We start from the raw sequence: 11,357 nt of genomic DNA on the forward strand, positions 1-11,357 counted from the left end.
CACGGTGCTTCATCCACGCATGGCGTGGATCTACAGGTGGCAGTTCATCCACGCATGGCGTGGATCTACCGGTGACAGTTCATCCACGCATGGCGTGGATCTACCGGTGACAGTTCATCCACGCATGGCGTGGGTCTACCTCCATGCGTAGCCAGGATCTACCATCGGCGTCATGAGCCTGCGCAAACCCCTATGGCGACGCCTGCTGCGCGTGGCCGCGATCATCATCGCCGCCCTGCTTCTGCTGGTGCTGTCCGGCCTGCTGCTGGCCGACCACCTGGCCCCGCAGGCGCGCGGCGAAGCGTCGCAGGTATTGCCGCTGCAACCTGCGCAGACGCCCATCGATCGGCAGATGATGCCCCTGCAAGCCGCCCATCCCGGGCAGTCTGGCGTCGCCTTCCTCAGCGATGGCATGGATGCGTTCGCTGCCCGCGCGATGATCACCGAGCACGCCGGCCGCAGCCTGGACCTGCAGTACTACATCTGGCACGACGACCTGATCGGCCACTTGATGGCCAAGGCGCTGTACGACGCTGCCGAACGTGGCGTGCGCGTGCGCATCCTGCTTGATGACATGAATGCCAAGGACAAGGATGCGTTGATGATGGCGCTCGATGCGCATCCCAACATCGAGCTTCGCCTGTACAACCCGTTCCGCAACCGCAGCGGCCTGGCCCGCACGCTGGAGCTGGTGCAACGCGCCTTCAGCGTGAACCACCGCATGCACAACAAGAGCTGGATCGCCGATGGCCGCATCGCGATCGTGGGTGGCCGCAACATCGGCGAGGAGTACTTCAGCGCGCGCAGCGACGTGAATTTCCAGGACCTGGACCTGGTGGTGGCCGGCCCGGCCGTGCAGCAGGCCAACCAGATCTTCGACGACTACTGGAACAGCGACGCGGCGATTCCGATCTCGGCGCTGGCGGACTATACGGATGTGCAACTACAGCAGCTGGTTCGCCAGTCCGACCGGGAGGCTCTGCATGCGCAGGCCCAACCGTACCTGCAGCGCGTGGCCGAGTCGCGCCAGCGCCAGCGTGCCAGCCCGGAGCCACTGCACTGGAGCAGGCAGGTACGGATCGTGTCCGATCCACCGATGAAGCACCACGGCGATGCACACGACGACTGGCTGGTCACCGAGCTGGTCCGGCAACTGCAGTCGACGCGTTACAAGGCACTGTTGATCTCGCCGTACTTCGTGCCCGGAAGCGAAGGGCTGGACGGCCTTTCCGCAATGGCCGGGCGAGGTGTCCAGGTCGGCGTGGTGACCAATTCGCTGGCGGCCAACGATGTGGCTGCCGTGCACGGTGGCTACATGGGCTACCGGGTGCCGCTGCTGAAGGCCGGCGTACAGCTGTACGAACTGAAGGCGAACGGCCAGGCCGGTGACGGCAGCCTGTTCGGCAGCAGCGGCGCCAGCCTGCACACCAAGGCATTGCTGGTCGACGACCGGCGCGGGTTCGTCGGATCGTTCAACCTCGATCCGCGTTCGGCCTATCTCAACACCGAGATGGGCGTGCTGTTCGACGACCCGGCGCTGGGCGCACAGCTGCGCGCGGAATACCAGCGCCTGGCCAGCCCGGAACACAGCTGGTGGCTTGCGCTCGGCGCCGATGATGAGCTGCGCTGGCTGCAGCGCGAGCCGCCGCCGCACTGGGTCGATGCCGAGCCCGGCAGCAGCCTCGGCAAGCGCTGGACGGCACGGGTGATCAGCTGGTTGCCGCTGGAATCCCAGCTGTAACGATCAGGGGGCGTTCCCCTCGCCATCGCCGCGCAGGCTTTCGTCCAGGGTTTCCACATTGCGCCCATGCAGGCGCCGCCAGATCCAGCGCAGCGCGTGTGGCGGCGCTGCCGGCAATTGTTCCAGCAAGGCCAGCATGCGGCCCTGGCTGGCATGCCCGTGCCGGCACAGCAGGCTGGCCGCCGCAGCGGCGCTGGCCAGGCGCAGGCTGTCGGCCAGCGGACCGTCTGCATCAGGCGCCAGGGCCTGATGCACCGGTTCGGGCAGTTCCCACGCTGCTGCCACCCGCTGCGCCAACGGCAGTGACCACTGCTGCAGCAACTGCAGGGCCAGCGCGGGCTCCACTTCTTCGCCACGCACCTGTGCTTCCTGCAGCAGTTGACGCATGACCAGCGCCGCGCCCAGGCCCTGCACCAGGCCCAGCCATTGCGCGGCGAAGGCATCGCCGAAGGTGACCGTGCGGGCGTGGTCGGCAGCCGCGCGCGACGCCAGCAGCGCGTGCTCCCATATGATCGAACTGAACTGCGGGAACACCTCGCACTGCACCTGCATCACGGGCTGCACCAGCACGGCGCTGATGATCTGCCGCACCCCTTCGGTGCCGACCAGGGTCACCGCCCGCTGCAGGCTTTCCACGGGCCGCTCGTGCACCTTGTAGGCCGGGCTGTTGGCGATCCGCAGCAGGTTGCCGGTCAGAACCGGATCCTGGCCGATGATCGCCGCCATCACCCGCGCCGATGCAACGTCGTCATTGACCGTCTGGATCAGCTGCGGCAGCAGTTGCGGTCGCCGCGGCAGCTGCCGGGTAGCCCAGTCGCGGTCCTGCAGCGCGCGGTCCACCGCTTCGGCCAGACCCGATGCGCTGACCGCCGCCGGTTCGCCTGCCAAGCGCGGATACAGGGCCAGCGCGTGCAGTCCGCGCTGCAGGTGGGCGGCGACCTCGGCCGCCGGCAAGGCGTCGCCCTGCAGGCTGGCCGCCGCGGCCGCCACGGCCTGGCGGGGGGCTGCGGCCAGGCGTGCCGGGGCCTGCCCGGTCAGCTGCGACAGCCAATGGAGCACAGATCGCCACCACGCTGCGGTCATCGCCGCCCATCCTGTCGTTGTCCTGCTGCCACTGCCTGCCCCTGCGCCTTCATCACATCCGGCGACCTGCCGTCGTCGCAGCATCGGCCGCACTTTCATCTTCTTTAACCCGGGCGCGTCCGGCGTCGACGGCATATCCCGGGCGAATGGACTAGAATGGCGCCGCGCGACCCGTCCCCCTGTACCGACGACGTCGCTTTTTTTGTTTTCGGACCCTACCGTTCATTGGCAGTTCGCCGCAGTTCACCGCAGATCGCGCCATCGGAGACCCCATGCTATTCGAAACCCTCGCAACCACCGGCCACGAACAGGTGGTGTTCTGCCACAACCAGGATGCCGGCCTGCGGGCAATCATCGCCATCCACAACACCACCCTGGGCCCTGCCCTGGGCGGGGTGCGCATGCGCCCCTACGCCAGCACCGACGATGCGCTGGCCGATGTGCTGCGGTTGAGCCGCACGATGACCTACAAGAATGCACTGGCCGGTCTCAATGTCGGTGGCGGCAAGGCGGTGATCATCGGCGACCCCAAGGTCGACAAGACCGAAGTGCTGTTCCGCGCGTTCGGCCGCTATGTCGATTCGCTGGGTGGTCGCTACATCACGGCCGAGGACGTCGGCACCGACGTCAACGACATGGAGAACATCTACCTGGAGAGCCAGTTCGTCACCGGCGTGCACCAGGTCCATGGCGGCTCGGGAGATCCGGCGCCGTTCACCGCCTATGGCGCGCTGCAGGCGTTGATGGCCTCGATGCGCTTCAAGTTCGGCCATGAGGAAGTGGGCAAGACCAGCATCGCGGTGCAGGGTCTGGGCCATATCGGCATGGAACTGGTGAAGCTGCTGCGCGACCGTGGCGCCAAGCTGTATGTCACCGACCTGGACATCGCGCTGGTGGATCGTGCAGTCAACGATTTCGGCGCCGAGGCAGTCAAGCCGGACGAGATCCACGAAGTGAACGCCGATGTGTTCGCGCCGTGCGCGCTGGAAGGCGCGATCAACGCCGACACGCTGCCGCGGATCAAGGCGAAGATCATCTGTGGCACCGCCAACAACCAGCTGTCCAGCCTGGAGATCGGCGACGAGCTGCATGCGCGTGGCATCCTGTATGCGCCTGACTACGCGGTCAACGCTGGTGGCGTGATGAACGTGTCGCTGGAAATCGACGGTTACAACCGCGAGCGCGCGATGCGGCTGATCCGCAGCATCTACCACAACCTGACGCGCATCTTCGAACTGTCGCAGCGCGAGAACATCGCCCCGCAGCGCGCGGCAGACCGGATCGCAGAAGCGCGCATCCTGTCGATCGGCAAGCTGAAGATGCCGCTGGGCCGCAGCACACCGCGCCTGGGCGACCTGCGCGGCGGCTGAGCGCCGCCCTCGGCAACCGGACGCGTGCCGACCGTGGGCCGGCACCGCCGGATGAACGCGCCGGGCAAGCCCGGCGCCATCATCAGAAACCGGTGCTGTAGCGCAGCGCCGCCTGACGTGCATCATCGCCACCCACGCGCTGGTCGATACCCAGGCTCAGGCGGCCATTGCGGCCCCACCACGATTCCAGCGCCAGGCCGAACAAGGCACTGCCACGCGGTGCGTCAACACCGGCCAACGGCGCCCAGGCATCAACGCCGACGAAACTTGCCTGCCAGGCCTGCTCACCGCCATCCAGCCGTTGCTGCCATTCGGCATGGCCGCGCAGGGTCCAACGACCCCACTGCCGCTCACCCCGCAGGCCCGCCAGCATCTGGCTGCGCTGTGCACGCGACGCCTCACCGCGCAGGCCGAAGCCGAAGCCGCCCTGCTCGCTGAAGCCATCGGTGTCCAGACGGGTGCTGCTGGCCCCCAGGTACGGTGTCAACGACGCACCGATGCGCCCGAAACGGTAGCCGCCTTCGACGCTGGCACTGCTGAAACGCCCGCCGTAACGCGCGGACACACCGTAGGCACCGGCACCCAGCAGCAACTGGCGATCCAGTTCCCGGGTGAACTGGCCGGTGCCGAACTGGGCCAGCGCATAGCCACGCCCCAGGTTCCAGCCGGCATACAACTGCGCCTGCGCCTGGCGGTCACGCCCACGATCACCATTGAAGTTGCTGCCGCCGTTGCTGCGGGTTTCGCCAAAGGCCATGCCCAGCAGGCCGTTGCTGCCCAGTGCCACGTCCTGGCCGGCCACCCAGCCCTGGCTGTCGGCGGCGTTGCCGGCAAAGCTGCCCTGCCCGGCTTCACCCAGCGCGCTCTGCCAGGCGCCACGCAGCTTCGGCGCAGCCTGCACGCGGTCGAAGCGCTCGGCAACCGCGCGGCGCGACATGTCCACGCTGTCGAAGGTCGATGCTTCAGCGCGCGCATGTGCTTGTCCGGACAGGCTCTCCAGGCTCGCCGACAGGCCATCGGTTCCGCCAGACGTACGCTGCAGCGCGCCTGCGGCCACGCCGAACGCCGAGCCCTGCAGATCCGCATTGCGGTCCAGCGCGGTGAAAGCCGACTGCACCCGCAGTGCCGATGCCTGTGCATTGGCGCCCAGGCCCGATGCGGCTGCCGAAACGTTGACCTGGGTCAGGTCCATCCACGCATCGTTGCTGCCATAGCCGTACTGCGCCTGCAGCAGGGTCAGGCCGTTGGCGCCGGTGTTGGCCACCGGCGTGGTGAACGTGCCGTTGATACCGCCGTTGGCATGGACCAGACCCTGGCGGCTGCCGACCTGCGGCACGTAGCCGGACACGATGCCATCGACCACCACGCCGCCGGCCAGATGTGCGGTGCCGGTCACCTGCAGCGCGTTCACACCCAGCGCGACGATCAGCTGCGCACCCGCCTGCTGGCTGTAATTGCCTTCGATGGTCGCGGTGGTGTTGGCGTTGACCAGCACCACGCTGGCGCCGTTGTCGACGTTGCCGATCACCCGCGGCGTGCCGGGCATGAACTGCAGGCCGGCCATCGAGGCACCGCCGGCACCGGAAACGCTCACGTTGGAACGGATCACGGCGCCACCGCGCAGGGCCAGGCTGCCGCGCTCGATGCGGGTCGCACCGCTGTAACTGTTGTTGCCGCTCAGCTCCAGCCGGCCATCGCCGCGCTTGATCAGGCCACCGGTGCCGGCGATGTCGTTGCTCCAGATCGAGCCCGAAGAGGCCGCGTCGACATTGACCGTGACATCGCCCCAGTCGAAGCGGCCGGGACCGTTCACCGCCTTGCCGACGTTGAGCATGCCGTAGCCGTAGATGGGATCGACGCCCGGCGCCCCGATGTCGGTGGCGGTGCCGAGCAGGGTCTGCCGCACCAGGTCGTTGTCGAAGTACGGATAGCGCTGCCAGACCAGTGCCGCTGCACCGGAGATCAGCGGTGCAGCGAAGGACGTACCGTAATTCCACAGGTACTTGCCGGTACCCGGCTCCGGGAACACCGCGCTGCCGGGAGCGGCAAGGCAATAGCGTGCGGCGTCGCCACAGGCATTGGCCCACGGCGCACGCTCACCCGGCTTGTTCGGATCGATCGCGGTGGCCACCAGCCAGCCCTTCTCCAGGTCGGCTGCCGGCAGCGATCCGCCGACGCCACGCTGGCTGGGCAGCGCAGCCACGCTGCTGGGCTGGTCGCGCCCCTCGTTGCCTGCAGCGAACACCACCAGGCCACCGTGATTGATGATGAAGGGGCGATATTCGCCCGCGACCTGCGCGGTGGTGCCGAGGTCGGTCCAGTACAGGCCGCCCCAGGAATTGTTCATCACCTTCACACCGTAGGTGATCAGGTCCTGGTGGACGCCGGCCACGCCCAGCGTGCCGCTGAAGGAGTTGCCCCTGCCACTGCCGTCATCCTTGGGCGTGGTGTCGGAAATGATGCGTGCCGAGACGATCTCCGCACCCTGGGCGATGCCGCCGGGCCAGACCCCCACCGGTACACCGGCCGCCAGGCTGGCGACGGCCGTGCCATGGCCAAGCACGTCATCGACGTTGAGATTGTTGCGGCTCGGGTCGATGTAGTTGAGGTTGGCCACCACCCGCCCGTTCAGCGCCTCGGCACTGCGCAGCACGCCCGAATCGACGATGCCGATGCGCACGCCGCGGCCGGTCGCGCCGGTGGCCTGTGCCGCACGCGCGTTGGTCTGTGCCAGATGCGCATCCACGGCCGGCTCCAGCGGTCTGGCAGCGGGCGGCGGAGTAACCGGGGGCGTGACTGGAGGCGTGGTCGGTGGCGGGTCGATGCGCACGTTGCTGCCGCCCCCTCCACCGCCACACGCCGACAGCGCCACCGCCAGCGCCGATGCCAGGACCGACCTTCCCATCGTCTTGCGTTCCATCGTTTCCTTCCCATGAACGTTGGCCTGCCGCCCTCCGGGCAGGCATCCAGTACTGCCCAGCGGCAGTCTTCGCCGACCCTCTATACTGGACCGACCCCCACGCAGTCTGCCGGGAAACGGCGCCGTATCCAACGCCCGTCGTCTCCTTTCCGAACATTGTTCACGCATCAACGAGATTGCCATGTCCAACATCGTCATCGCCGCCGCCAAGCGCACCGCCATCGGCTCCTTCCTCGGCCAGTTCAACGGCGTTCCGACCCCGACCCTCGGCGCGGCCGCCATCGCCGCCGCGCTGGAACAGTCGGGCGTTCCTGCCAGCGACGTCTCCGAAGTCCTGATGGGCTGCGTGCTACCGGCCAATCTCGGCCAGGCCCCTGCCCGCCAGGCAGCGATCGCAGCCGGTATTCCGCTGTCGGTCGGCGCCACCACCCTCAACAAGGTCTGCGGTTCGGGCATGAAGGCCATCATGCTCGGGCATGACCTGATCAAGGCCGGTTCGGCCCAGGTCGTGGTCGCCGGCGGCATGGAGTCGATGTCCAACGCCCCGCACCTGCTGCCCAATTCGCGCACCGGCAACCGCTTCGGCAACTTCCAGGCGGTGGACCACATGGCCCACGACGGCCTGGTCAATGCCTACGACGGCAAGGCCATGGGCGAGTTCGCCGAATGCGCCGTGGACAAGTACCAGTTCACCCGCGAAGAGCAGGACGCCTACGCCATCGAATCGGTCAAGCGCGCACAGGCAGCCCAGGCCAACGGCGCCTTCGCCGACGAGATCGTTGCGGTGAAGGTCGCCACCCGCAAGGGTGAAGTCGAGGTCGCCAGCGACGAACAGCCTGGTCGTTCGGACATTGCCAAGATCCCGACCCTGCGCCCGGCCTTCAAGAAGGACGGCAGCGTGACCGCCGCCAGTTCCTCCAGCATCTCCGACGGCGCTGCCGCCGTGGTCCTGCTGACCGAAGAAGATGCTGCCGCACGCGGCCTGCAGCCGCTGGCGCGCATCGTCGGCCATGCCACCCATTCGCAGGAGCCGGAGTGGTTCACCACCGCCCCGATCGGCGCCATCCACACCCTGCTGGCGAAGACCGGCTGGTCGCTGGACCAGGTCGATCTGTTCGAAGTCAACGAGGCCTTCGCCGTGGTGGCGATGGCACCGATGCGCGAACTGGGCATCGCGCACGACAAGCTCAACGTGAATGGTGGTGCCTGCGCGCTGGGCCATCCGATCGGCGCCTCCGGCGCACGCCTGGTGGTCACCCTGGTCAACGCATTGCGCACGCGCGGCGGCAAGCGCGGCATTGCCACCTTGTGCATCGGCGGCGGCGAAGCGACGGCTATCGCCATCGAATTGATCTGAAAGGGTTTAACGACTATTTCGCAAAAATGAATGCGGGATCGCTTGACACCCAATCTTGGCTTGTCATCATGTTGTCGGCGCGCAGCATGCGCGTTGCCTAATTCTAACGACGAGGATTTACACAATGAGCATCAACAAGCTGCTGGTCGCGATGTCCCTGGCTCTGGCCCTGGCCGCCTGCTCGAAGCAGGAAGCTGCCCAGGACGCCGCTGCTTCGGCCAACCAGGCCGCCACCGAAGCCCAGGCTGCTGCCGACCAGGCCGCCGCTGCTGGCGCCCAGACCGCCGACGCTGCCCAGCAGGCCGCTGACACCGCCGCCACCGCTGCTGACGCTTCGGTCGACGCCGCTGCCCAGGCTGCTGGCGCTGCCACCGACGCCGCTGCTGGCGAAGCCAAGGACGCCGCCAAGGCTGCCGAAGCTACCGCTGAGCAGGCCAAGGACGCTGCTGAAGAAGCCAAGAAGTAATAACTTCTTTCTTCAAGCTGTTCTGAAGAAGCCGCTGGTTCGCCAGCGGCTTTTTCTTTGCGCGCAGTTACGTGCGCAGGTCACCACCAGGTCTTCACAACGGTATGAATAGGCTGGCGTCCCCATCCATTGCAGTACCGGAGACCGCCATGAAGATCCGTCCGCTGACCACTACCCTGCTGGCCGCCTCCCTGCTGCTTGCACTGGCTGCCTGCAAGGGCCCGGAAGCCGAACAGGCCAAGCAGGATGCCGCGCAGGCTGCCGACAGCGCCGGTGTCGCCGCACGCGATGCCGTCGACAAGGCCGCCGCCGCCACCCGCGACGCTGCCGACAAGACCGCGGCCGCTTCTGAACAGGCTGCTGCCGATACCCAGCAGGCGCTGGACAGCGCCGCAGCCGCGACCGCCACCGCCGCCGACAAGGCCAAGGTCGCAGCCACCGATGCCGCCGCCCACGCCAGCGACGCCACGGCCGATGCCGCGCAGAAGGTTGCCGACAAGGCCCGCGATGTAGCCGACGACGCCAAGGCCACTGCCGCCAAGGAAGAAGCCAAGCACTAAGGTCATCGCGTTCGTCGGGCATGGCCCGGCGCTACCGGAAAAGCCGCGGCATCGCCGCGGCTTTTCTGCTTTTCGCTTCTTCTGTTGATTCCGTGCTGGGCGCGCACGGAAACCGTCCAAGGCCGCGCGGCCCTGCCCACGCTCCAGCAGCGCCCACCACGAGGGGCTTCGCCGTTGGTCGTCACCTACGGCAGCGCACGCGCCAGCATCGCCGCCACATCCAACCCCGCCGGCAGCGTGCCGAACGCCAACCCATGTTCGCCGTGCAGCCGGCTGCGTATGAACGCTTCGGCCATCGGACTGCGGGCACGCAGCAACAGCGCCGCCTGCAGCAGCAAGGCAGTGCGTTCGCAGAATACCCGTGCCTGTGCCTCCTCCGGCGCTGCCGCATCGCGCCACTGCTGCAGTGCCGACGCATAACGCGCATCACGATCGGCCACCGCCTCCAGTTCACCGTGCAGCGCCGCCAGCACCTCCGGCTCGCGCGCCAGCGCGCGCAGCACATCCAGGCACTGGATGTTGCCGCTGCCTTCCCAGATCGAATTCAACGGTGCCTGCCGGTACAGCCGCGGCAACATCGATTCCTCCACGTAGCCGGCACCGCCCAGGCATTCCTGCGCTTCGTTGACGAACGCAGGTGCGCGCTTGCATATCCAGTACTTGCCCAAGGCCGTACCCAGTCGCGCGAGCGCGGCCTCGGCCCGATCGTTGCCGGCGTGATCGACCGCGCGCGCGATACGCATCGCCAGCACCGTGGCCGCTTCCGACTCCAGCGCCAGATCGGCCAGCACGTTGCCCATCAGCGGATGGTCCATCAGTGGTTTGCCGAAGGTGCGTCGATGCCGCGCATGGTGCAGCGCCTGCGCCAGCGCCATGCGCATTTCCGCCGCAGCGCCCAGCATGCAGTCCAGCCGGGTCATCATCACCATGCCGATGATGGTGGCCACCCCGCGGCCCTCCTCGCCCACACGCCAGGCCTGTGCGCCACAGAACTCCACTTCGCTGGATGCGTTGGCCCAGTCGCCCAGCTTGTCCTTCAAGCGCATCAGGCGGAATGCATTGCGATCACCGTCGGCCAGGCGCCGTGGCATCAGCAGGCAGGTCAATCCGGCCGGCGCCTGCGCCAGTACCAGGAAGCCATCGCACATGGGTGCGGAGAAAAACCATTTGTGACCGATCAGCCGATAGCGCTCGCCGTCGATGGGTTCGGCGCGGGTGGTGTTGGCGCGCACATCCGAACCGCCCTGCTTCTCGGTCATGCCCATGCCCAGGGTGATGCCGGCCTTGTCGGCCACTGGCACATCGCGCGGGTCGTATACCGGTGCGGCGGCCTTGCGCGACCACTCGGCCAGATGCGGCTGCCCGCGCAGCACGGCTACCGCGGCGTGGGTCATGGTCAACGGGCAGCTGGTGCCGGCCTCGGCCTGGTGGTGCAGGTAGCTCAGCGCAGCGCGCGCGACATGCGCGCCGGGCTGTGGTTCGTGCCAGGACAGCCCGGCAACGCCATGCTCCTTCGCCGTCTGCATCAACTGGTGATACGCCGGATGGAACTCCACAGCGTCGATGCGATGCCCCTGCGCATCATGGGTGCGCAGGCGCGGGCGATCGCGGTTGGCATCGAAGCCGATGCGGTACAGCTCGTCGCCGGCCAGTCCTCCGTACGCCGCCAACCGCGGTGCGAACGCCGCCGCGCCCTCGCGCTGCACGGCCTCCATCAATGCGATGTCGTCGGTCCACAGCTGCCGGCCGGCAAACGGCGGCGGCTGGTTGAGCACCACATGGGTTTCGTAGGGAGCGCTGCTGTTGAAGCTCGGTCCACTCATCGGTTCCTTCCCCGCCGGCAAGAGGTGTGCGGTCCGA

General features: G+C 67.6%; 8 protein-coding genes. 5 read left to right on the plus strand and 3 right to left on the minus strand.

The genetic code is table 11. The features are described 5' to 3' along the window. The first annotated feature begins 172 nt into the window (after positions 1-172). Positions 173-1,741: a phospholipase D family protein gene (locus D0Y85_RS14960; protein ID WP_117310992.1), complete on the plus strand. Its 1,569-nt coding sequence runs from the start codon at positions 173-175 to the stop codon at positions 1,739-1,741. Positions 1,742-1,744: 3 nt separating this feature from the next. On the opposite strand, the gene D0Y85_RS14965 is transcribed toward D0Y85_RS14960, so the two are convergent. Further along, positions 1,745-2,824, minus strand: coding sequence for an HDOD domain-containing protein (locus tag D0Y85_RS14965; RefSeq protein ID WP_117310993.1), 1,080 nt, complete (start codon positions 2,822-2,824; stop codon positions 1,745-1,747). 272 nt (positions 2,825-3,096) lie between these two features. On the opposite strand from D0Y85_RS14965, the gene D0Y85_RS14970 reads away from it, so the two are divergent. Next, positions 3,097-4,194: a Glu/Leu/Phe/Val dehydrogenase dimerization domain-containing protein gene (locus D0Y85_RS14970; protein ID WP_117310994.1), complete on the plus strand. Its 1,098-nt coding sequence runs from the start codon at positions 3,097-3,099 to the stop codon at positions 4,192-4,194. A gap of 82 nt (positions 4,195-4,276) precedes the next feature. On the opposite strand, the gene D0Y85_RS14975 is transcribed toward D0Y85_RS14970, so the two are convergent. Next, positions 4,277-7,114, minus strand: coding sequence for an autotransporter serine protease (locus tag D0Y85_RS14975; protein ID WP_117310995.1), 2,838 nt, complete (start codon positions 7,112-7,114; stop codon positions 4,277-4,279). Between the two features lie 181 nt (positions 7,115-7,295). Between D0Y85_RS14975 and D0Y85_RS14980 the strand changes: the two genes are divergently transcribed. The 3 genes from D0Y85_RS14980 to D0Y85_RS14990 all read left to right on the plus strand — a co-directional run bounded on the left by D0Y85_RS14980 (position 7,296) and on the right by D0Y85_RS14990 (position 9,497). Next, the gene (locus tag D0Y85_RS14980) at positions 7,296-8,471 is read left to right on the plus strand and encodes a thiolase family protein (protein WP_117310996.1); all 1,176 of its coding nucleotides are present in this window, start codon (positions 7,296-7,298) and stop codon (positions 8,469-8,471) included. Positions 8,472-8,595: 124 nt separating this feature from the next. After that, positions 8,596-8,937, plus strand: a complete 342-nt coding sequence (locus D0Y85_RS14985) for a hypothetical protein (RefSeq protein ID WP_025879170.1) — start codon at positions 8,596-8,598, stop codon at positions 8,935-8,937. Between the two features lie 149 nt (positions 8,938-9,086). Continuing rightward, positions 9,087-9,497: a hypothetical protein gene (locus D0Y85_RS14990; protein ID WP_025879171.1), complete on the plus strand. Its 411-nt coding sequence runs from the start codon at positions 9,087-9,089 to the stop codon at positions 9,495-9,497. A gap of 185 nt (positions 9,498-9,682) precedes the next feature. On the opposite strand, the gene D0Y85_RS14995 is transcribed toward D0Y85_RS14990, so the two are convergent. After that, positions 9,683-11,320 carry an acyl-CoA dehydrogenase family protein gene (locus D0Y85_RS14995; protein ID WP_117310997.1) on the minus strand — a complete coding sequence of 546 codons (1,638 nt, stop codon included), beginning with the start codon at positions 11,318-11,320 and terminating at the stop codon, positions 9,683-9,685. Positions 11,321-11,357 lie beyond the last annotated feature (37 nt).

This window comes from Stenotrophomonas sp. G4, from assembly GCF_003428825.1.
Taxonomy (GTDB): domain Bacteria; phylum Pseudomonadota; class Gammaproteobacteria; order Xanthomonadales; family Xanthomonadaceae; genus Stenotrophomonas; species Stenotrophomonas indicatrix.

Bases quoted from the DNA above. Each gene is read 5' to 3' on its own strand.
- D0Y85_RS14990 (WP_025879171.1), top strand. From the start codon at position 9,087: ATGAAGATCCGTCCGCTGACCACTACCCTGCTGGCCGCCTCCCTGCTG.
- D0Y85_RS14995 (WP_117310997.1), bottom strand. From the start codon at position 11,320: ATGAGTGGACCGAGCTTCAACAGCAGCGCTCCCTACGAAACCCATGTG.
- D0Y85_RS14980 (WP_117310996.1), top strand. From the start codon at position 7,296: ATGTCCAACATCGTCATCGCCGCCGCCAAGCGCACCGCCATCGGCTCC.
- D0Y85_RS14975 (WP_117310995.1), bottom strand. From the start codon at position 7,114: ATGGAACGCAAGACGATGGGAAGGTCGGTCCTGGCATCGGCGCTGGCG.
- D0Y85_RS14965 (WP_117310993.1), bottom strand. From the start codon at position 2,824: ATGACCGCAGCGTGGTGGCGATCTGTGCTCCATTGGCTGTCGCAGCTG.
- D0Y85_RS14960 (WP_117310992.1), top strand. From the start codon at position 173: ATGAGCCTGCGCAAACCCCTATGGCGACGCCTGCTGCGCGTGGCCGCG.
- D0Y85_RS14985 (WP_025879170.1), top strand. From the start codon at position 8,596: ATGAGCATCAACAAGCTGCTGGTCGCGATGTCCCTGGCTCTGGCCCTG.
- D0Y85_RS14970 (WP_117310994.1), top strand. From the start codon at position 3,097: ATGCTATTCGAAACCCTCGCAACCACCGGCCACGAACAGGTGGTGTTC.